Here is a 22,586-nt window from a genome sequence, read left to right as displayed (position 1 = left end):
TATTTTCTTCGTATAGGCAAGTAGTCATGATTCAGTGTTTTTCATTAGCGCCCACAACAAAACGTCACGAATAAGTTCTGGCATCATATATCGTTTTGATGTACTTTGCACAATCTCAGGATAAAGATTCCCAAACGTTAACATATCTGGCACAGCAATCGTATACCATTTGTCTTCTAGAAGAGGGTTTCCGTCTTTTAAAATAGAAAGAACCTCGTATTCACCTTCCGTTGCTTCAATGACTTCAACGTTTAACCCAGCAAACACCATTATCCCAAGCTTTACCCCCCTAAATCCATAGCCTTTTAATGGTAAATGAACCATTTCACTCGTAAACGACCGTTCAATCGCTGTTTTGATGTTGCTTCCTTTCACTTCAACGATACAAGGATTGATTGGATGGGGCAAATCCGGTGCAAATCACCTTTCGTAACAGCCCCTTCACGTAGAGACGCTAAAATGATGCCGCTGTGCATCATGGAGATCTCCGTGTTGCACCACTGCCGTAAATATTCGACTAAAAATGACGCAAACGTTGAGGGTTCCGTCCAAGAAATGTCTAGCGGGCGATTCAACACGGCAACCCCTTCACGAAACGATGCATCTGCGGACTGTTGTAAACGCTCTAACACGGCTTCCGTTGCCAACGAGCTTTCAGCAACAGCGTCAATTGATTGAAGGGTACCTTCTTTCGCAGTCACTTGCCGTTGATCAATCTGCAACGTGATTTTTCCAAGGTCAGTTCCAAGCTTCCCCGTCTGAGCGATCAAAGTACCCTCAACTTCTATTGCGGGATCTAATCGATGATGCGTGTGCGCACCGAGGATTACATCAATATCATAGTCCGCTGCAATTCGTTCATCCATGAAATATCCGAGGTGTGAAAGCAAGACGACAACATCACATTGCTGTTTTAACACTGGCAATTCTCTCTCCAACGTTACGATTGGGTCTTCAATAACCCAGCCAAGCTCTGTATAAAATGGGTAAAAGGCTGCCGTTAAGCCGAGCATGCCAATTGTTGTGCCACTTTGAAGTGTATGGATGCGACTTGGTACACACCACGACGGTCGAACATGATTTTCATTGAACAAATTCGCAACGATTACGTCGAACTTCGCTTGATCATACAAATGATCTAAGCTGTCTTTCGAGAACGTGATACCTTCATTGTTGCCGATCGTCACATAATTAACGGGTGATGCATTGAGTAGTTCGATGTTGCCTTGTCCACTTGTCGCTTCTGTAATGGCATGAACACGATCCGCATGATCCCCTAAGTCAAAAAACAAAACGTCTTCATTTCGATCTTCATGAAGAACTTTTTTTGTCTCGAGGTAGTGGACAATCTTCGGCCATTGTGAAAGTTGGCTATGCAAGTCATTGGTATGGTAAAAAAATACGGTCTCTTTACTCAAACTCTCACCGCTCTTCTTCGCTGAAAAGGGACAATTGCTTCGGTGCTAACCCTTCATACGATAAATTCGCACGCTTCATATACGTTCGTGCATTACCAGAGGCATGTCCGCCGGAGTTGTTGTTAAAAATAACATAAATGTCCTCTGATTGTGCGTGTAACTGCTCGGCGTATTCAATCCATTGATCGATTTCTTCTAGGTTGTAATCGTAAAGATAACGAACTTTTCTCCAATTCGCTCCTGCGGTCTCCTTGCGCCAACCTGCTCGGTTACGACCGTGAAGTCGAATGAGCGTCTTTCCCTTCGTTGTCACGATCGGTACAATCGGAATTGAGCCAACACCCGCTTGTGGCTCATCGCACACAGAGTGAATAAACTGATGTTCTGATAGAAATTGAATCGTCTTCTGTCTATAGTGTTCCTCATACCAACTTTGATGACGAAATTCTACCGCAACAGGCAAGCCATCTAAGTACGCTCGCATCTGTCGAAGTGTTTGGACATTCTCTTTCGTACAATCAAACCAAGGCGGATATTGGCAAAGCACCATCGCTAACTTTCCAGACTCCATGACTGGATGTAACGACTCCTTAAATGCTTGAAACATAACTGCTTCCGAATCAAAAGGACGCTTTTCTTGTAACTGCCCCGTCATCCCAGCGTATGCTTTGACGATGAACCTGAAGTTATCAGGCGTTTCATCCATCCACTTTTGCCACGTAGAATGTGGTTGAACTGCATAATACGTACTATCAACTTCAACCGTCGGAAAAAAACTCGCATACGTAGACAGTTTATCTGTTGCTCTCGTCTGATCTGTATACAATTGGTCGTGGTCTCCCCAACCCGTTAATCCTACATAAATCATCTCAATCACCGCTCGCTCTCTATTGTTCTAGTTTATCATGAGAGCGTTGTGCATTTCATTCAATTACGATGTAATTGTGCAATTCTTCTTCAGTGATCGCAAAGTACTCACATAAAAATTCTGCCATTTCCTCTGTAGAAATCTGCTTACCCATAAACTCGTTGCTGAATTCCGATAAAAATTGTTTGGGAGCATCCTGCTCGTTCTCATCTTGCCAATTCTCTTCAATTAATTCCCAAAGGGCTGCTCTTGGTAGAACTTGAGTAAAGAGATGAATTTCATCGTTGTTATAATCTTCACGATGAAGATTTACGGGTAGAACGTACTCCACCTCTTCGTCCATTTGCGATCGAAGAGCTTCAGCATTGACACCGCCATTAAACGTTTCCAGAGTCATCGCTGCTAGTACATTCTTAATCCACAAATCGGTTTGTGGATCTTCTAAATGGATAGAATCATACCAAAGTTGAATAAGTTCATATACCATCCATCCGCTTTCACCGCTCCCTTGCATGTTTGTTCGATGAACAAACGTTCCCGGCGAGTTAAACATAGTCTGAAGTTCATCTTCGACGAAAATCAGTTGATCACCTGGATAAGGACCGATGATCGCCTCCAACTGTTCTATTTTTTCTAAGGCAATTTCAACATCCGATGGCTGAACGTTAACTGACAAAACATTTGTATCACCAACTGTTGTTTCTATTTCATTAATCTCTTCAGGCATTACTATGGTCGAAAAAACATCTGTATCTTCAATCTCAATCGTTGATTCGTCTACCTTTTCTCCTGAAGATGTTATCACCTGTTTGCCTGGTAAATCATACGTCAGCGTATAATCACTTTTCACTAATCGAGCCATCATATTATAAGTATCGTTCGATTCAAACACTTGCCATTCCCCTTGAACATAATTTCCAAGCAAAGGGTACCAAGGTCGAATCGCTTGAACGCTCCCCGTTTCTCCCGGATAAAATTGATACGATAACTCAACAACAGCGCGGTCATTCGGACGAATGTAGTCATCTAGGTCAATCGCAAAGCGTGATTGGACTTGTCTCGTCTCTGCTTCATCCCCATTAACCGTTACTTTAATGTCGAAAGGTTGCAAGTAATGTTCGAAATAAAACAATAATTCATTCCATGAATCGTTTGAATCATTCCGAACATCAATTGAAACCGTTGCACGATAGTAATCGTCTTTTTGCTCTAACTTCATGTCATATGTACTGGTGACCCCTTGATTGTCTGCACTTGTGCCCCCACCAGGTAGAAAACTCATTTGGTCTTCACAAGAAGGGATCAGCATAAAACTAATTATCAACAAAAACCACCTTTTCATACGTTTCCCCCCTACTACATACCGATGTGAAAAAAAAGAGTTTACATAGGCACGAGCCTACGTAAACTCTCTCTTAATGTTTAACCTCTATGAAATCTAGAGAGAAATGAATTAACCAATCGAACCTTCCATCTCGAAACGGATCAAACGGTTCATTTCAACCGCATACTCCATTGGAAGTTCTTTCGTGAATGGCTCGATAAAGCCCATTACGATCATTTCTGTTGCTTCTTCTTCGTTTAGACCACGGCTCATCAAGTAGAAGAGTTGCTCCTCAGAAACTTTCGATACCGTTGCTTCGTGCTCAAGCATGATGTCATCGTTGAAGATCTCGTTGTATGGAATTGTGTCAGAAGTTGACTCGTTATCCATGATCAACGTATCACACTCAATCTTCGACTTCGATCCTTGAGACTTACGTCCGAAGTGAGAGATTCCGCGGTATGATACTTTACCGCCTTGCTTCGAAATTGATTTCGAAACAATCGTTGAAGAACAGTTTGGTGCTAAGTGGTATGCTTTTGCACCTGCATCTTGGTGTTGGCCCTTTCCTGCAATTGCAATTGAAAGAACGTTACCACGAGCGCCTTCGCCTGTCATGATGATTGAAGGGTATTTCATCGTAAGTTTTGAACCGATGTTCCCGTCAACCCACTCCATCGTAGCGCCAGCACCAGCTGTCGCACGCTTCGTTACGAGGTTGTAAATGTTTGGAGCCCAGTTTTGAATCGTCGTGTAACGGCAGTATGCGTCCTTTTTAACGATGATCTCAACGACCGCACTGTGAAGTGAGTTTGTTGAATAAACTGGTGCTGTACACCCTTCAACGTAGTGTACGGAGCTTCCTTCGTCCGCGATGATGAGTGTACGCTCAAATTGTCCCATGTTCTCAGAGTTAATTCTGAAATACGCTTGAAGTGGAGAATCAGCTTTCACGCCTTTAGGCATGTAGATGAATGAACCACCTGACCATACAGCAGAGTTCAATGCTGAGAACTTATTGTCACTTGGAGGAATAACCGTCGCAAAGTGCTCACGGAAAATGTCTTCATTTTCTTTAAGGCAGTATCTGTATCCTTAAAGATAATGCCTTGTTCTTCCAAGTCTTCTTGCATATTGTGATAAACAACTTCTGATTCGTACTGTGCAGAAACACCTGCAAGGTATTTTTGCTCAGCTTCAGGAATTCCAAGCTTATCAAACGTATTCTTAATCTCTTCAGGAACTTCATCCCAAGATTTCTCAGAACGCTCTGAAGGCTTTACGTAATACGTGATATCATCAAAATCAAGCTCAGTTAAGTCGCCGCCCCATTGTGGCATTGGCATTTTGTAAAACTGCTCCAATGATTTCAGACGGAACTCAAGCATCCACTCAGGCTCTTCTTTAATCTTGGAAATTTCTCTAACGACGTTTTCTGTTAGTCCACGTTCTGAACGATAAATGGAAACGTCTTTATCATGAAACCCATATTGGTATTCGCCAATCTCAGGCATTTTCTTAGCCATGTGAAAGACCTCCTTCAAATATCACCACCGCTTGGTGATGGTCTTACTACTCATCCAAACCTTTTTCCATTGCTTTCCAAGCAAGGGTCGCACATTTAATGCGGGCAGGAAACTTTGTTACTCCTTGAAGGGCTTCGATATCTCCAAGGTCATATTTTTCATCGTCGTACTCTTTACCTTGAACCATTTCGGAAAAGATCCCAGAAATTTCAAGCGCTTCTTCGATCGATTTGCCTTTAACTGTATCTGTCATCATTGACGCTGATGATAAGCTAATTGAACAACCTTCACCCGTGAACTTTGCATCAACAACTTGATCATTTTCAACTTGTAAATGAAGCTGAATTCGATCGCCACATGAAGGGTTATTCATGTTAATCGTCAAGGCATCATTCTCGTCAAGCTCTCCACGATTTCTCGGGTTTTTGTAATGATCCATGATGACTTGTCGATAAAGAGTGTCTAGATTACTCTGCATAGACATCTCCGAAATACTCCTTTGCCGTCACAAGTGCATCAACAAATGCGTCGACGTCGCTTTTTGTATTGTATAAATAAAAGCTCGCTCTTGCTGTTGCTGTACACCCTAACCAATTCATGAGAGGGCGAGCACAATGGTGACCCGCACGAACCGCTACACCTTGAGAATCAAGGACAGTCGCTACATCATGAGGATGAACACCTTTAATGTTGAAGGTTAAGATTCCTGCACGTTGGTCAGCAGGAGGACCATACACTTCTACATCTTCATGTTCAGTAAGTCGATCCATTGCGTATTGAACGAGCATTTTCTCGTGTGCTTCAATGTTTTCTAAACCAATCTCTTCGAGGTAATCAATCGCTTTAGCAAAGCCGATCGCTCCTCCAATAATCGGTGTACCCCCTTCGAATTTGTATGGGAGTTCTTTCCAAGTTGACTCGTAAAGACCAACTTCGTCAATCATCTCTCCTCCAAATTCAAAAGGCTCCATGTCGTCAAGAAGTTCTTTCTTACCGTATAGAGCACCAATCCCTGTCGGTCCGCACATTTTGTGTGCAGAGAACGCGAAGAAATCACAATTTAGATCTTGAACGTCAATTTTTTTGTGTGGTGAACTTTGTGCACCGTCAACGATCATAATCGCTCCGTGGTTGTGAGCAATTTCTCCAACTTCTTTAACAGGATTCATCGTTCCGAGAACGTTTGACACGTGGACCATTGTGACGATTTTCGTCTTATCGGTTACCGTTTCTTCAACATCCTCAAGAGAGATCGTACCGTCTGGTTGAAGTGGAATATATTTGAGTACAGCACCTGTTGCTTTTGCAACTTGTTGCCAAGGAATGATATTGCTATGATGTTCCATCGGAGTTAAGACAATTTCATCGCCTTCGTTAAGCTTTGCTTTTGCGTAGCTTGAAGCAACAATGTTCAGAGCTGTTGTCGTTCCGCGCGTGAAAATAATTTCTTCACGGTTCTTTGCATTAATGAATGACTGTACCCGGTCTCTTGCGCCTTCGTAACCATCCGTCGCTTTCGAACCAAGCGTATGAACCCCACGATGCACGTTGGAGTTGTACGAGTTATAGTACTCCTCCAACGCTTCAATCACCTGAATCGGCTTCTGTGAAGTTGCCGAGTTGTCGAGATAAACGAGCGGATGGCCGTTTACTTCTTGGTGAAGAATCGGGAATTGTTCACGCACTTTCTGAACGTCAAACATTAGTAGACTTTCCTTTCAATCACTTCCGTAAGACGCTCTTTAACCGCTTCAACTGGAAGTTCTCCTACAACAGGCTCAAGGAAGCCATGAATGATTAAACGTTCTGCTTCAAGCGTAGAAAGACCACGGCTTTGCATGTAGAACATTTGCATCGGATCAATCTTTCCAACTGATGCTGCGTGTCCTGCAGTTACGTCATCTTCATCAATAAGAAGAATCGGGTTTGCGTCTCCACGAGCTTTAGAAGAGAGCATGAGTACACGTCCAGTTTGCTCACTGTGTGCTTTCGTACCGCCTTTTTCAATCTTATTAATTCCGTTAAAGATTGCAGACGATGCGTCTTTCATTACACCATGAGTCAAGATGTAACCTTCAGAGTGCTTACCATGACCGACCATGTTGCTCGTAAAGTTCTGAATCTGCTCTCCACGACCTACAGCAACGGTCTTCGTATCTCCGTAAGAACCATCACCTAATAGATGCGTCGTGTTCTCAGAAATTGTACTACCTTCGTTCATTTGTCCAAGCGCCCACTCGATACGGCCGTCTTTTTGAACGTGTGCACGACGAACAATGTAGCTCGTTACGCCACTTTCAAGGTTATCAACAGCACCGTACTTCACTTCAGCGCCTTGACCGACATAGACTTCTGTAACGATGTTTGCAGCCGCTTTTTCTTTCTCGAAAGAAACGTAGTTTTCAACATACGTTACACGGCTGTGGTCTTCTGCCACGATAATAACGTGGTTAAACAATCCGACCTTCACATCGTCTTGCCAGAAAATTGCTTGTAATGGAACTTCCACTTCAACGTTTTTCGGAACGTAAATGAAAATACCACCGTTAACAAGCGCTGTGTGAAGAGCTGTAAGTTGGTTCTCATCAGAACGAACAGCTTCTCCCATGAAATACTTCTCAAGTAAGTCACTGTGCTCATTCACTGCTGTTTCAAAATCAGTGAAGATCACGCCTTTTTCTTTAAGTTCATTTGCAACTTTGTTGTGCGCAACTTTACCGTCACGTTGAATAATTGCACTGTTCACTTTGCTTTCATCACCAGCAAGACGAGCAACATCTCCTGGCAAATCACTGTAACTCTCAATTGCACGTTGATCACTATCGATGTTCTCAAACGTTGAGAAGTTCCATCTTGTTAATTTTGTTTTATCAGGGTTAGGCATCGGTAAAGAAGCAGCATTTGTAAGAGCTTCTAAACGCTTTTCTTGAAGCCACGTAGGCTCATTGCGCTTTTCCGACCAAGATTTAACCGTTTCACGATCAAATGCCCATTTCGTTTCAACAGCCATATTCTGCACCTCCGTCTCTTATGCTTCTTGTCCTACACGCTCATCTTCGATTCCGAGCTCTTCTTTAATCCAGTCATAACCTTCTGCTTCAAGACGTTGAGCAAGACTAGCGTCGCCAGACTTCACAATACGTCCTTGCATCATCACATGAACGTGATCTGGTGTGATGTAGTTGAGTAGACGTTGGTAGTGAGTGATGATGAGGCAACCAAAGCTTTCTCCACGCATGTTGTTAATTCCGTTTGATACGACTTTAAGTGCGTCAATATCAAGACCAGAGTCAATTTCATCTAGGATCGCAATTTTTGGTTCAAGCATAAGAAGTTGAAGAATTTCGTTACGCTTCTTCTCTCCACCAGAGAAACCTTCGTTCAAATAACGAGTTGAGAACTGTTCGTTCATATCAAGTGTTTCCATGTTTTTGTCCATCTTCTTGATGAACTTCATTAATGGAATCTCGTCGCCTTCTTCGCGGTGTGCGTTAATAGCAGTACGAAGGAAATCAGAAGTTGTAACGCCTGTTACTTCACTCGGGTATTGCATAGCAAGGAACATCCCTGCACGAGCGCGCTCGTCAACTTCCATTTCAAGAACGTCTTCACCATCAAGGCTTACGCTACCTTTTGTGATTTCGTAACTTGGGTGCCCCATAATTGCAGAAGCAAGTGTTGATTTACCTGTTCCGTTTGGTCCCATAATGGCATGGATTTCGCCGCCAGAAATTTCTAAGTTAAAGCCCTTTACGATCTCTTTACCTTCGATCTCAACGTGTAAGTCTTTGATCGTTAATGTTGATGCAGTCATAATCTACCTCCATTTATTTAAGCTACAACGAATAGGTAGCATATTCTCAATCTATTCTCATTCTTATTTTATAACAAATTCAATCACGCATCAAGAGCATGGGCGTATTCGTAAAAAAGAGAACCGCTCTGGATTCTCTTTTCCCATTATGCAGGTTTATTCTACAGGTTTCAATGGATTGCATTTGTTCAACGGATTGCTTAATTGTCATTACTCGATGAATCTTGCTCTTTCTCAAAAGCTTCAATTGCATCTCGAACAAGCGTGGCTGCCTGACTTAACGAAGGTCCCGCTCGAAAAGCAGCTGCTACACCTACCGCTTCAAGGATCTCAGCCTCTGTCGCCCCTTCATCTACACACATTTTTGTATGATAAACCATGCAATAGTCATCATTCATTGCCACACTAATCGCAAGCGCCATCAGTTGTTTCTCTTTCGTTTGCAGCTTCCCTTTAGTAAAACACACTTCTGTAAACGCGTGATATTTCCGGGTCAACCGAGGCAATTGTTCCGAAACATAATCCATGCCTTCTTTATAGTCGAGCAATACTTCTTCAATGAAATTCTGATCTTTTGGCATAACAATCCCCCTCATCCTTAGTATGGAAAAGGGGGATTTAATTCATGCATATTTTACCATTATTTATTTTGTTCACGCCAAAGTTCTTTTGCAATCTTTGGTGCATGCCAGATTGACGGTGTAATTAAGAGTGCAACCGGTACTGCAGTTACGACGATAAACGATTGCAATGCATCAATACTACCTTCACCAATAAAGATTAGAATTGCCGCTACTACCGCCATGATACTCGCCCAGAAAACACGCATGAACTTCGGAGGATTTCCTTCTCCTGTCATACTCATTGAAATGGAATACGTCATGCTATCTGCTGTTGTAATGACAAAGAGGATCGCAAGAATTAAGAAGAGAAATGGCATAATGACGGCAAATGGCATTTGCTCTGCAATTGCTATAATTGCTGCTGGCAATCCGCCTTCATCAAGGGGACCAGAGACGCTTCCCGGATTCTCCATCTCATAAAAGATCCCAGACCCACCAACAACACTAAACCAGAAATTCGTAATTAGTGGAGAAATCACAGCAACTGCATGATGATCTCTCTGATTGTACGTCCTCTTGAAATTCTTGCAATGAGCATCGTCATCATCGGTGCAAACCCAATGAACCATGCAAAGAAGAACAACATCCAAAAACCTAACCAGTCATTGTCACCCCGGTACGTGTGAAGCGTTACAAAGTTATTGATGTAAAATCCAAAGGATGAGATAAACGTATCAATAATAAATGCCCCAGCACCGAATAACATAATAACAGCCGCTAAGATGAACACAATAATAATATTAATTTTACTTAACCATTGAATTCCTTTGTGAATCCCTGTAACTGCTGAAATGATAACAATAAAAAGTAAAAAAGCAATAACAGATACTTGCACTAAAAAGTTATCAGGAATTGCAAATAATGAATCCATTCCGTAGCTCACTTGTAGAGCTAAAATACCAATTGGACCGATTGTACCTGCTGCGACCGCAATGACACAAAATGCATCAATGACTGACCCGAGCTTATGGTTTGCAATTCGTTTACCAAAAACGGGTACAACAGGGAGCGAGGCTTCATTGGCATCCCTTTATGATAGACCGCATACATGAGTACAATCGCACCCGTCGTACCGAGCACAGCCCATGCTCCCATCCCCCAACTCACAAAAGCTTGAGCCATTGCCGGAGCAATTGCCGCCTGCGTTGCTGCTTCAATGTCGTTGTGAACCGGTGGCACATCCATAAAGTAATACATCGGTTCAGATGCTGCCCAGAAGACCCCACCTGCACCTAGCAGAGAAATTGTAATCACTGAAATCCATCGAAATGTGCTCATTTCAACTTGATCTCTATTTCCAATCCGTACTTTGCCGTACTTTGAAAAAGCAATAACTAGTGCTGCACCTAACATGACGAGAAGGAGCAACTGCCAGAAGCCACCAAAGTAGTATACAGACGCTTCGAAAGTTACATTCACAAATTGACTAACTGCTTGTACGTCGATGATTGACGCAATAACGAACAATAAGAGAATCCCTCCACTTATTGCAAAAACAGGCCAGTCAACCTTTTTTAAATTCATTATCCCGAAAAAACCCTTCCTTAAAACAAAAAAAACATCCCCGACGTCTTCTTTTAGAACACATCGAAAATGTTTGTTCGTTTTTTTATTGGTGTCACAAGTTACAAAGTATAGCATAGATTTCATTCAATGCACATGTCAGTTTTATCCTAGTCGGAAAGAGAATGATTAAAGTTCCACTTTCTTCATATTAAATGGTGACGCAACATAAAAAGAGGAGTTCGTTCTAATGAACGAACCACTCTCATCATTTATTCTGCTGGAAGTACTGCACCATCGTATTGCTCTTCAATAAACGATACAACTTCATCTGAATGAAGGACATCTAGTAGTGTCTGGATGCGTGGGTCGTCCTCATCACCTGAATTTACTGCAATCACGTTAACGTATGGGTTATCATCGCCACTTTCAACAGCAATTGAATCATCAACCGGGCTTAAATCGTTGTCAATTGCATAGTTCGAGTTAATGAAGACAACATCTCCTTCACCCGTATCAAACGCTTGTGGTAAAATCGCTGCTTCATAGGACGGGTCAAAGTTGAAATCGTTCGGGTTATCTTCGATGTCATCAATCGTTGCATAAATTGGATCAACGCCATCAGCAACTGTAATTAAACCTTCTTCTTCAAATAAACTAATCACGCGACCGTGGTCAGCGACAGAATCACTCATAATAACGTGTGCGCCTTCAGGAAGTTCTGATAAAGAACTATACTCTTGACTGTAACCACCCATCGGTTCAATGTGTACGCCACCTGCGTTAGCAAAATCATAACCATGCTCTTCAATTTGGCTTTCAAGGTAAGGGATGTGCTGGAAATAGTTCGCATCTAAATCACCGAAATCAAGTGCTTGGTTCGGGATAATGTAATCATTGAACGTTTCAATTTGCAAATCAACACCTTCTTCTTCAAGAAGATCTTGTGCAAATTCAAGAATCTCAGCATGTGGAATGTTAGAAGCACCTACGACGAGTGGTTCATTTTCACCATCGTTTGTCGCTTCTTCATCCGTGTCTTCGTCTGGTGTCTCAACGTCAGAATCCGCGTCTCCTCCAGCTCCTGAACCATTTCCCTCATCAGACGTTCCACAAGCGCTTAATGCGAGTACAAGTGAACCTGCTGCAATTGCCGTATAAAACTTTTTCATTCTACTTCTCTCCCCTTCTTATCGTTTATCTAATTTTCTCGTCAACACGTCGCCAATTCCTTGGAAAATAAACACGATGACGAGCGTAATTACGGTAGCTACGAGCGTTACTTCTGCATTATTACGTTGGAAACCATCACGGTAAGCTAGATCCCCGAGTCCTCCTGCACCAATAACACCTGCCATTGCTGTGTAGCCAACAAGCGCGATTGATGTAACAGTAATTCCAGAAATTAACGCAGGCATTGATTCAGGTAATAACACTTTAAAGATAATCTGAAATTGATTGCTTCCCATAGACCGAGCTGCTTCAATGACACCCTTGTCAACTTCACGAAGCCCAATTTCGACGAGTCTCGCATAGAAAGGTGCTGCACCAATAATCAATGCGGGAAGAGCTGCTTGTGGTCCAAGCATCGTATTTAAGATTGCGACGGTAAATGGAATCAATAATATGATTAAGATGATAAATGGGATCGAGCGAAAGATATTCACAAAAGCTGCTGTAAACCAGTTTATCACCGGATTAGACCAGAGCTGATTTCTTGACGTTAAAAACAATAATAACCCTAATGCTATTCCTAATATAAACGTGAAAACAATTGCGATCGAACTCATGTACACTGTTTCCCACGTCGCTTCAAGCATATTGTCCCAATTCACATTACTAAGGAAGCCTTCATCCATGAGTAATCACCTCCGCCTGTACTTCATGATTCTCTAAGAAGCGAGAGCTGCCTTAACTTTTTCTTCGCTTCCTTCTAATGAAATAAATAACGTTCCATAACTACCATCTTTCGTACGTGCAATGTTACCTTGTAGAATATTGACGTCAATATCGACATTACGAATGAGCTCGGAGACGAACGGTTTTTCTGTTCGTTCACCGACAAATGTCAGTTTCACCACTGTCCCATTTGCATCATCCAACTGATCTTCGATGACTTCAAGTGACTCATCGTTCTCTGTAATTTGTTTCACAAATGCTCTCGTGATTTCCTCTGATGGGTTACGAAATACGTCAAGTACAGCACCTTGTTCTACGACTTTTCCATCTTCCATCACGGCCACGCGACCACAAATCTTGTGAATGACGTGCATTTCATGAGTAATAAGAACAATCGTAAGTCCTAGCTTTTGGTTAATATCATAAAGGAGATCTAGAATTTGACTCGTCGTTTTCGGATCGAGTGCAGACGTTGCTTCGTCACAAAGCAGCACCTTCGGATTATTCGCAAGAGCTCGTGCAATCCCGACTCGTTGCTTTTGACCACCACTTAACTGCGAGGGATACGCATCACCGCGACCTTCTAAACCGACAAGCTTAATGAGCTCATCAACACGCTCTTTTCGTTTTGCACTTGAAACTCCTGCAATCTCTAGAGGGTAAGCAATGTTTTGTCGTACAGTTCGTGACCAAAGCAAGTTGAAATGTTGAAAGATCATGCTGATTTCTTGCCTTGCTTTCCTTAACTCTTTGCCTCTAAGCGTCATCATGTCGTAATCGGCAATTTTTATAGAACCACTACTTGGCACTTCAAGTAAATTTAACAGACGGATAAGTGTACTTTTTCCAGCACCACTATACCGATAATGCCAAAGATCTCTCCTTGCTCAATATTAAGTTCTACGTTTTGAACGGCGTTAATTGATGCAGCCTTCGTCTTAAAAACTTTAGAAACATCATTAATTCGAATCACGGGCTGCACCTCCTTTTCTAAACTTATTTCCTACTATCCATATCTATTCAGTGAACTTTGAACGAAATAAAAAAATAACCCATCAACTCAATATGATGAGCAGAAAGGTTGTATTCTCACTATTCCCGTCTCATCTCCCAAGATTACGACGTAATCTTGCAGGAATTGGCACCATTGCAATAAAAATTGCCGGTTGCCGGGCTTCATAGGGCCAGTCCCTCCACCTCTCCAGATAAGGATATTCAGTTTGTGATTGTATCTTAGCACCCAGCTTTCTACCTGTCAACAAATCTTTCATGATTTATCACCTATGTTCTAAATCATTGTTCTTCTACAATTGACGAGACGATATGTCTAGAACTCCATTGACCTTCGGAGACGGTTTCGATTGGATAGTTTTCGGATAAAGTGACCGATCAATGTCATCAATAGAATATCCTTGTTCACTTAACTCATGCACTTGAGTTATGAGCGCTTCTAAATGCTCAATCTTCTTATTAACCATTTCTTTCCCGTTTATATGATACCCGGAGTGACAACAGAATATCGATGAAAATTCGTAGTTCAACAACTTCTTTAGAGAACGTAACGTTTCTGGGATTGATTCAGCTTCCATAATGACTTTCGGCTTCGGTGTCACAAACAGATCTCCAGTAAACAGTCGCCCTGTTTGCTCATCAAGTAAGCTAATATGATCTTTTGCGTGTCCAGGTGTGAAAATCACGTCCCACGTTGTGTGAGATGTAGTAAGTTGATCGGGCATTTTCGTTGGTTGGAAGGGTTTACGCTCCCCCCATGCAAGCTGGCGATAATACGGATACGGTGTTTCTAGAAAGCATTCTTCCAACCCCAGTTCATGTACATAAACAGGCAACTCACGTTGATTAACTAATACGGCTACATTTCCACTATGATCTTCGTGATTATGGGTTAATGCAATAAAATCATACGATTGCGAATCAAAAAAGGGCGTAACGTTTCATACATATTCGATGGACCTGTGTCTACGAGCATATTGTCGACAGAAAATAAATAAACCGGGGTCATTTTCCTACCTTTATTTTCTGGAACAACGTTAGCAATCGTAACACCTTCAACCGTTCGAACGTTCATACGCTTCAACTCCCGACTTGAAACTGAAATTTCAGATAGTAAACTAGCCACCCGTTAACCTCCGTAGCACGACTACTCGTTAACGAGAAGGGGCATAATCATCTTTTTTACAATTTGCTCGATAAACGGCTCATCAATCGGCTTCTTCGTAACAACTGCTCGGTAATAAACCATTGAAGGCCCAATATCAGCAATTAAATCGAGCGTTTCCAAACCGACTGTACGTTCAGGATAAACATAAGGATCTAAAATCGCAAAGAACACGAGTCTGTATTTGCGGTAATAGTCTTGTTGTAGGCGATATTCTAATTCTTTATGATTTGCCAAGACAGCCCCGATCGCGGCCATTGCCTTTTGATGAATGGGATCTTCAGACCAAAAGCTAGATAATAATAACTGCTTTATCTGTTGTTCAAGTCCGTTTGTTTCATCAACTTCTTCTAAAATGCCTTCAAACGATTTTATGGAAGAGATCGCTTCAACGACCAACTCTTGCTTCGATTTCCATCGCCGGTAAATCGTCGCCTTCCCAACACCTGCAGCTTTTGCAATATGATCCATCGTTACTGCTTCATATCCGTGTTCTGCAATCCGTTCTAGCGTGGAGTCTAAGATCACTTGATTTCGACTCTCGTCTCGTGGGCGACCTTTTTTCACAACTTGTTCGTCCATGCTCACGAACCTAACCTCCTACCGTTTCTCCTTTTACTGTAGCACCTTCGAATTGGTTAAGGCAATCTTTACAGAGAATTAATTACGAAACTGTTGCGTTCCGTAATTGCTCGTGGTAAGATTTCTCTTGCTGTTTAAAAGAAGGAGGGTACGGCTATGGCTCACACAGCTACAGAAGCTGACTTAAAATCTGATATTCCTGAAATACGACCAATACCAATTTTGGCCGTGCTTCTTTCAGGTGCATTTGTTGCAATCCTAAATGAAACAATTCTTAACGTTGCTTTGCAAGCCATCATGGGAGATCTTGGTGTTACATCAAGTACGGCACAATGGCTCGTAACGAGTTACATGCTCGTCATCGGTACACTTATTCCGATTTCTGCATATTTCATAAAGCGTTTTACGACTCGTCAGTTGTTTATCACCGCAATGTCACTATTTACATTAGGGACGGTTATTGCAGGTGTTAGCCCGACATTTGCAGTTCTATTAATAGGAAGAATCACTCAAGCTGTCGGTACAGCAATTATGATTCCGCTGCTTATGAACGTGATTTTAGCCGTAATCCCAGTCGAGCGCCGAGGTGCAGCTATGGGATGATGGGTCTTGTCATTATGTTTGCTCCTGCAATTGGTCCGACCGTTTCGGGTCTTATTATTGAGAGCTTAACGTGGCGTTGGCTCTTTTACCTTGTCATACCGATTGCACTATTCTCACTCGTCTTCGGTTATTTCGTATTGAAAAATGTAACGGAGACATCGAAGCCAAAACTTGATGTGTTTTCATTTATCTTATCGACCATCGGTTTCGGTGGAATTGTGTTCGGATTTAGCACAGCCGGTAAAGGCGACAGTTCACTGGCTGATCCACTTGTGATTGCATCACTCGTTATCGGGCTCTTAGCACTCGTGACGTTTGCGATTCGACAATTGAAAATGGAAGAACCGTTACTCGACATCAGGGTATTCCGTTTTCCGATGTTTGCGCTTGGTCTTATCCTTGTGATGCTTGTGATGATGACGATGTTCGCGCTTATGCTCGTACTACCGATGTATATGCAATCCGCATTACTCTTTACGGCTGTCGCAACTGGATTGATCATGCTTCCTGGAGGAATTATTAACGGTGCAATGTCTCCAATTATGGGCCGCTTGTTTGATAAAGTTGGACCACGCCCAATTTTAATTCCAGGAGCTATTATGCTTGTAATTACTGTATTCACGTATCGATTTTCAACACCTGGTGTTGACGAATGGGTACTAGCGTTACAACATGTGTTCGTGATGGTATCCGTCGCAATGATTATGATGCCTGCGCAAACAAACGGCTTGAACCAACTACCAAAAGAACTTTATCCACACGGGACTGCAATTTTCAATACACTCATGCAAGTCTCAGGTGCAATTGGTGCAGCCATTTTCATCTCAATTATGGAAACAGGCCGTACGAATGCACTATCTGGAATTCAAAACCCTAGTGCAGAACAACAAATTGAAGCCGTCACGATTGGCGCTCAACAAAGCTTCTCGTTCGGACTGATCTTTGCAATCATAGCTCTTCTAATTGCACTTTTTATTCGAAGTAAAAACACCAAAAACCCAGCGTAATAACCAAGCCCTGAATTGCTAAAGCAATTTAGGGCTTTTTCTATAAACACGTTCATCACTCCGTACATATACTGTTATGACTTTTCGCTCATACACAGCAATCAATTAATGTGCATGAAATTCAATGATTAGACGGAGGTATTAGATTGAATCCACCAGATCACTTATGGAACGCCAATCGACAAAACCGAAATGGGGTTTCCATTAACAACAATCTCATAAATGGTCCCGGTATTGTTGGTGGTACCGGCTCATTTCCAACGGGAATCCCTACTTCCCCAACTACTCCCACTTCCCCAACTCAACCGACAAGGCCACCAACAGGCATTACCATTGATTTACCAGGTCCTACTGGACCGACGGGTCCTACAGGGCCAACCGGACCATCCGATGGTGCCACTGGCGTAACTGGACCTACTGGACCGACCGGTGCAACTGGAATCGGGCTCGATGGCGCCGTTCCTTTTGATCCACTCGCTGCACCAGGCTATCCTGTTGGGCAGATCGTTACGTTTGAAGGTAGCACCTATTTTGTGAACACTGCGCCTCCTTCAGGCACTCCTGGTACTTCTCTGGATTACACGTTGATTGCGGGTGCTGGAGCTACGGGCGTCACTGGGGTTACTGGTGTTACTGGTGTTACTGGTGTTACTGGTGTTACTGGCGTTACCGGGGACACCGGGCCTACGGGCGCTACTGGCATTGGACTTGATGGCGTCGTTCCTTTTGATCCACTCGCTGCACCAGGCTACCCTGTTGGGCAGATCGTTACGTTTGAAGGCAGCACTTATTTTGTGAACACTGCTCCTCCTACGGGTACTCCTGGTACTTCACCAGATTACACGTTGATTGCGAGTGCGGGGGTTACTGGGGTTACCGGGGACACCGGGCCTACAGGAGTAACCGGACCGACGGGCGCTACTGGCATTGGACTCGATGGCGCCGTTCCTTTTGACCCTGTTGCTGCACCAGGCTATCCTGTTGGACAGATCGTTACGTTTGAAGGTAGCACCTATTTTGTGAACACGGCTCCTCCTACGGGTACTCCTGGTACTTCACCAGATTACACATTGATTGCGGCAGCTGGAGCTACTGGAATAACTGGTGTTACTGGCGTGACCGGGGACACCGGACCCACAGGAGTAACCGGACCGACGGGAGCTACTGGCATTGGACTTGATGGCGTCGTTCCTTTTGATCCACTCGCTGCACCGGGCTATCCTGTTGGGCAAATCGTTACGTTTGAAGGCAGCACCTACCTTGTGAACACTGCACCTCCTACGGGCACTCCTGATACTTCAACGGATTACACCTAATTGCGGGTGCTGGGGCTACTGGCATTACTGGTAACACCGGAGTCACAGGTGCGACGGGATTAACTGGGGCTGACGGGATTACCGGAGCTTCTGGACCTACCGGCGTTACGGGTACTACCGGGATTGATGGGGCAATTGGACCGACGGGTGCCACTGGCACTGCGGGAGCGACGGGCATCACCGGAGCTTCTGGTATTACTGGGGCCACTGGACCTACGGGCGTCACTGGAGCTTCTGGTATTACCGGTGTCACTGGCGTTACTGGTACAACTGGTATTCCTGGATCTTCAGCGATCATTCCATTTGCTTCTGGTACACCTGTCACTTTAACTACGATTGCTGGGGGATTAATAGGAACGACTAGTCTTGTCGGATTTGGTAGCTCAGTAGCTGGAGTTAGCATTGCTGGTTCGACGATCAACCTCGGTGGAGGACCTGGCATTTTGCTAAACTATGCATTCTCGGTGCCTCGCGCGGGGACGATTACTTCGATATCGGCTTATTTTAGTGTTACTGCAGCATTATCGTTAATAGGTAGCTCAGTTACAGTCAACGCCCAGCTCTTTAGTTCGAGCACGCCAAATAACACATTCACTGCAATTCCAGGAGCAAGCGTCAATCTTCCTCCGTTAACGGGTGTCATTAGTTTAGGTCAAACGTTGAATAATATTGTTTCAGGATTGTCGATTCCAGTCACTCCACAAACGAGATTGCTACTCGTACTATCTGCAACTTCAAGTGGAATTTCTCTAGCAAACGTAGTCGAAGGCTACGCCAGCGCAGGAATCTCAATCTCATAACCTGTCGTGAATCGCTAACTGATCGCAATTCTTTCAACCACAAGTCGTGCTTTCCTTATCCTCGTCGATAAGGAAAGCGCCCTTCAATCAAGTCTGTATTTTCAGAAAATGTTATACTGAATAAAAAAGGATTGAAATAATGTATATCGAACGTCTTTCTACCTCTTTACCGAAGAGATTAGACTATGGAAACAATGAGCAAGTCATTAGCGCGATTGCAAAAGAAGCGCAATCGCAAGCTTATCTGACTAAACTCGGATTTACAGGTGATGACGTAGCAGATAAGAAGCATCATGGTGGTCTGGAACGGGCCGTTTGCTTTTATCCACATGAACACTATTCATATTGGGAAGAACAATTTGATCTCTCTCTTCCAAAAGCTGCGTTTGGTGAAAACATTACCGTATCCGGCCTTTTAGAATCCGAAGTAATACTAGGTAGTATTTACAGAGTTGGAGACGCCAAAATTCAAATCACGCAAGCACGTACACCTTGTCGTACAATTGTCCAACACACTGGTATTGCTGATTTCCTTGTGCACATTATACGAACAGGCTTTACAGGATATTTAGCTAAAGTGTTACATGAGGGAACTGTTTATGCGGATAGCACGATTGAATTACTAGAAGAGCCTTCTATTAAGATGAGTGTTTTGCGATGCAACGAAGTTTATTACCATGAAAGAGAAAACCTTAGCGATGTCAATCAACTACTACAAATAGAAAGCCTTGCTGAGGAATGGCGAGACATGCTTAACAAACGTAAACAATTCATCACAAACAAAGTCGCCCGCGACTAGTTCGTAGCGGACGACTTTGTTTTCTTTTATGGCTTTGAATTATCTTGATCAAAAAACGGATCAATCGTTTCATCACGATCTGTGTCTACTTCAGCTTGTGCACTGTTATCAACTCGCTCATCGCCTGTCTTCTCTTTATGAACAGAGTTAGACTGAGGGTTCTCTTTTGCGGCTGCGAATTCAGGATGCGCTTCACGCACAGCATTGCCTACGCTAGAGCTTCCTCTTGCGACAAAACTCTCAAGCATTTCTTTTAAATCCATCCCTGTTGCTTCTTTTAGGCTTTCTTGAACACCTAGCATCGTTTGTGTCACGTTCGACGTAATACGATTCGCTCCACCTTTGGAATCAGAGCCACCCATATCAATGACTTTGTATCCCTCAATTTGACTAAGTGGTGCAGCGACTTCTTTTGCAATATCAGGAAGTGAGCGAATCATCATTTCCATGATGGCTGCTTCGCCGTATTTTTCCATCGCTTCTGCCATAAGTTCTTTCGCTTCTGCTTCGGCACGCCCTTTTTCACGAATAACTTCAGCTTGTGCGAGACCTTCAGCACGTTGATAGATGCTTCTGCTTCACCATCAATGCGCGCTTTTTCTGCTTCTGCTTCTGCTTTGGCCTTAATGTCGTATGCATCAGCATCTGCTTGAGCTTTACGGCGCTTTTGCTCTTCTTGTTCCAAAGTAACCTGACGTTGGCGCTCAATGTATTGCACTTGCATTTCTTCTTCTGTTACTTCTTGATTTAATCTTGCTTGTTCTAATTGGTACGCTTGCTCAGATTGTGCACGAGCACGTTCAGTTTCACGTTTAAATTCTGCTTCTTTAATGTCACGTTCTTTTTGGGATTGAGAGACCGTCGTACTTCTCGTGTTCTCTTCTTGTTGTGCTTCTTGATCGTTTTTCGCTTTGTACATCCGTGTTTCTTTCTCAGCATCTGACTCTGCCATGTCCGCTTTTTTGCGAATTTCAGCAATACGTGGACGACCTAAATTCTCTAAGTATCCATTCTCTTCATCCGCATCACGAAGATCATCTAAACCGAATGATGTAATTGTAAAGCCCATGTTATCAAGTTCAACTTGTGCAATGTCTTGGACTTGATGGCTAAATGATTCACGATCATTGTTAATCATTTCTACCGATAGTTTCGATAAGATTGCTCTTAAATTTGTACCGAGTACTTTCGATACTTCTTCCTCAATCTCAGTATCTTTCTTTCCTAGAAACTGCTCTGCATAATTTGCAATTCCGTCTAAAGAATCGGCAATCTTAACAGAAGCAATGGCGTCTGCAACGACCGGTACACCTTGACTCGTGTACACTTTCGGCGTCGTTAATTTAATTTGGAAAGAGTTCAAATCTACTGGCGTGCTCGTTTGGAAAAACTTCAAACGTTGCCCACCACCACGAATGATCTTCATGCTTCGACCATTTTCATCTTGGAAGATTCGATTGTCCTTTTCTGGATCACCCAAGTTTGGACCCGTAATAATTAAAGCTTCATTTGAACGCGCGGTTTTGTATCTGCGTTTAACATAAATGAATGCAACAATCCCAAATAAAACCGCAACGGCAGCTAATGCTGCTAGAATAATAAATAGTACTGTACCCGTACCAAAATCCATTTCATCACCTCTTCTTTATAGTTACTCTACATACGTTTACAAAATACTCTAAGTTTCAACAATACAGAAAAATCATATTAATTGTAACGAAGTTAGAATGCTTGTGACAAGTAATTCCACACAAAAAACCACAGAGAAACACGATCGAAGGTCTTATCTGTAACGTAGTAACAACTCTTCTGTCGTTACAATGTCCGCAAATTCATCACGCAACGTTGCAAGCGTTACTTCGTGAATCGTCTGCGCGTCATAAGGGGCAATGGCAGACGCAGACGTTGCATCAGAAACCAATGTCGTCTTAAAACCTAGATTGCCACTCATTCGAACCGTCGTAGATACGCAATGCTGAGTCGTAAAGCCTGCGATAATCACTTCTAACACGCCATGTTCTTTTAGAACACTTTCCAAATTCGTGCCGATAAACGAACTGTTAACGTCTTTTTGAATAATCATTTCATCCTCAACAGGAAGAACTGGCTCCATAAACGAATGGGTCAGACTACCTTTGTAAAACAATGAAACTGGATCGGTTCTCGTATGTTGAATATGTATGACAAGACCACCTTGATCACGAAAATAGTGCAAAAGCTCACTTGCCTTAAACACCGCTTTAGGAGTACTAAATTCCCCCCAACTCGGTTCTTCAAACGCCTTTTGAAAGTCAACGAGTACGAGTGCTACATTATTTCCAATCATTC

At 43.0% G+C, this 22,586-nt stretch carries 18 protein-coding genes, 5 pseudogenes and 1 riboswitch; of the genes and pseudogenes, 3 read left to right on the top strand and 20 right to left on the bottom strand.

Going from position 1 to position 22,586, the window contains the following annotated elements:
• Window positions 1–24: 24 nt before the first annotated feature.
• The 17 genes and pseudogenes from JCM19038_RS20845 to JCM19038_RS20830 all read right to left on the bottom strand — a co-directional run bounded on the left by JCM19038_RS20845 (window position 25) and on the right by JCM19038_RS20830 (window position 15,733).
• The gene (locus JCM19038_RS20845; protein WP_052361485.1) at window positions 25–408 is read right to left on the bottom strand and encodes a hypothetical protein; all 384 of its coding nucleotides are present in this window, start codon (window positions 406–408) and stop codon (window positions 25–27) included.
• On the bottom strand, window positions 372–1,418 hold the full coding sequence (locus tag JCM19038_RS10775; RefSeq protein WP_052361484.1) for a bifunctional UDP-sugar hydrolase/5'-nucleotidase: 1,047 nt from the start codon (window positions 1,416–1,418) through the stop codon (window positions 372–374). The genes JCM19038_RS20845 and JCM19038_RS10775 overlap by 37 nt, the downstream gene beginning before the upstream one ends.
• Window positions 1,419–1,422: 4 nt before the next feature.
• The gene (locus JCM19038_RS10770) at window positions 1,423–2,286 is read right to left on the bottom strand and encodes a DUF72 domain-containing protein (RefSeq protein WP_042417845.1); all 864 of its coding nucleotides are present in this window, start codon (window positions 2,284–2,286) and stop codon (window positions 1,423–1,425) included.
• 55 nt (window positions 2,287–2,341) lie between these two features.
• Window positions 2,342–3,628, bottom strand: coding sequence for a hypothetical protein (locus JCM19038_RS10765; protein WP_152549412.1), 1,287 nt, complete (start codon window positions 3,626–3,628; stop codon window positions 2,342–2,344).
• A 111-nt stretch (window positions 3,629–3,739) separates the two neighbouring features.
• Window positions 3,740–5,136: pseudogene (gene sufB, locus JCM19038_RS10760) on the bottom strand (Fe-S cluster assembly protein SufB).
• 46 nt (window positions 5,137–5,182) lie between these two features.
• A complete protein-coding gene (gene sufU, locus JCM19038_RS10755; RefSeq protein WP_042417685.1) occupies window positions 5,183–5,620 on the bottom strand; it encodes a Fe-S cluster assembly sulfur transfer protein SufU in 438 nt (145 codons plus the stop codon).
• Window positions 5,604–6,839, bottom strand: a complete 1,236-nt coding sequence (locus JCM19038_RS10750; RefSeq protein WP_042417682.1) for a cysteine desulfurase — start codon at window positions 6,837–6,839, stop codon at window positions 5,604–5,606. The genes sufU and JCM19038_RS10750 overlap by 17 nt, the downstream gene beginning before the upstream one ends.
• A complete protein-coding gene (gene sufD / locus JCM19038_RS10745) occupies window positions 6,839–8,146 on the bottom strand; it encodes a Fe-S cluster assembly protein SufD (RefSeq protein ID WP_042417680.1) in 1,308 nt (435 codons plus the stop codon). Before sufD ends, JCM19038_RS10750 begins: the two co-directional genes overlap by 1 nt.
• Window positions 8,147–8,164: 18 nt before the next feature.
• Complete coding sequence (gene sufC / locus JCM19038_RS10740; protein ID WP_042360291.1) at window positions 8,165–8,950, bottom strand: Fe-S cluster assembly ATPase SufC; 786 nt, start codon at window positions 8,948–8,950, stop codon at window positions 8,165–8,167.
• Between the two features lie 200 nt (window positions 8,951–9,150).
• Window positions 9,151–9,531, bottom strand: a complete 381-nt coding sequence (locus tag JCM19038_RS10735; protein WP_042417677.1) for a carboxymuconolactone decarboxylase family protein — start codon at window positions 9,529–9,531, stop codon at window positions 9,151–9,153.
• Between the two features lie 59 nt (window positions 9,532–9,590).
• Window positions 9,591–11,097, bottom strand: a pseudogene (locus tag JCM19038_RS10730) (BCCT family transporter).
• A 251-nt stretch (window positions 11,098–11,348) separates the two neighbouring features.
• Window positions 11,349–12,248, bottom strand: coding sequence for a MetQ/NlpA family ABC transporter substrate-binding protein (locus JCM19038_RS10725; protein WP_042417674.1), 900 nt, complete (start codon window positions 12,246–12,248; stop codon window positions 11,349–11,351).
• 18 nt (window positions 12,249–12,266) lie between these two features.
• Entirely contained in the window at window positions 12,267–12,935 is a 669-nt protein-coding gene (locus JCM19038_RS10720) for a methionine ABC transporter permease (RefSeq protein WP_042417671.1), read from the bottom strand.
• A pseudogene (locus tag JCM19038_RS10715) lies at window positions 12,928–13,948 on the bottom strand (methionine ABC transporter ATP-binding protein). Before JCM19038_RS10715 ends, JCM19038_RS10720 begins: the two are co-directional and overlap by 8 nt.
• Before the next feature lie 127 nt (window positions 13,949–14,075).
• A riboswitch (SAM riboswitch) is annotated at window positions 14,076–14,187 on the bottom strand.
• Between the two features lie 92 nt (window positions 14,188–14,279).
• Window positions 14,280–14,888, bottom strand: coding sequence for an MBL fold metallo-hydrolase (locus tag JCM19038_RS20840; RefSeq protein WP_081831747.1), 609 nt, complete (start codon window positions 14,886–14,888; stop codon window positions 14,280–14,282).
• Window positions 14,879–15,112 carry a hypothetical protein gene (locus tag JCM19038_RS20835; protein ID WP_052361482.1) on the bottom strand — a complete coding sequence of 78 codons (234 nt, stop codon included), beginning with the start codon at window positions 15,110–15,112 and terminating at the stop codon, window positions 14,879–14,881. The genes JCM19038_RS20840 and JCM19038_RS20835 overlap by 10 nt, the downstream gene beginning before the upstream one ends.
• Window positions 15,113–15,133: 21 nt before the next feature.
• A complete protein-coding gene (locus JCM19038_RS20830; protein ID WP_052361480.1) occupies window positions 15,134–15,733 on the bottom strand; it encodes a TetR/AcrR family transcriptional regulator in 600 nt (199 codons plus the stop codon).
• A 156-nt stretch (window positions 15,734–15,889) separates the two neighbouring features.
• Between JCM19038_RS20830 and JCM19038_RS10700 the strand changes: the two are divergent.
• From JCM19038_RS10700 to JCM19038_RS10685, 3 genes and pseudogenes are all read left to right on the top strand, one after another.
• Window positions 15,890–17,343, top strand: a pseudogene (locus tag JCM19038_RS10700) (MDR family MFS transporter).
• A 326-nt stretch (window positions 17,344–17,669) separates the two neighbouring features.
• Window positions 17,670–19,459, top strand: a pseudogene (locus tag JCM19038_RS25480) (exosporium glycoprotein BclB-related protein).
• 139 nt (window positions 19,460–19,598) lie between these two features.
• Window positions 19,599–20,258, top strand: a complete 660-nt coding sequence (locus JCM19038_RS10685) for an MOSC domain-containing protein (RefSeq protein WP_042417668.1) — start codon at window positions 19,599–19,601, stop codon at window positions 20,256–20,258.
• A gap of 26 nt (window positions 20,259–20,284) precedes the next feature.
• Here JCM19038_RS10685 and JCM19038_RS23625 read toward each other — a convergent pair whose 3' ends face one another.
• From JCM19038_RS23625 to JCM19038_RS10675, 3 genes are all read right to left on the bottom strand, one after another.
• Window positions 20,285–20,746, bottom strand: coding sequence for a hypothetical protein (locus tag JCM19038_RS23625; RefSeq protein WP_373902820.1), 462 nt, complete (start codon window positions 20,744–20,746; stop codon window positions 20,285–20,287).
• Window positions 20,698–21,888 (bottom strand): flotillin family protein, encoded by a 1,191-nt coding sequence (locus JCM19038_RS10680; protein ID WP_052361473.1) that lies wholly within the window; start codon window positions 21,886–21,888, stop codon window positions 20,698–20,700. The genes JCM19038_RS23625 and JCM19038_RS10680 overlap by 49 nt, the downstream gene beginning before the upstream one ends.
• 153 nt (window positions 21,889–22,041) lie before the next feature.
• The gene (locus JCM19038_RS10675) at window positions 22,042–22,584 is read right to left on the bottom strand and encodes an isochorismatase family protein (RefSeq protein WP_042417666.1); all 543 of its coding nucleotides are present in this window, start codon (window positions 22,582–22,584) and stop codon (window positions 22,042–22,044) included.
• Window positions 22,585–22,586 lie beyond the last annotated feature (2 nt).

Origin of the sequence: Geomicrobium sp. JCM 19038 (genome assembly GCF_000698125.1) — a bacterium.
Taxonomy (GTDB): Bacteria; Bacillota; Bacilli; order Bacillales; family Marinococcaceae; genus Geomicrobium_A.
This window is presented reverse-complemented; position numbering and strand designations above follow the sequence as displayed.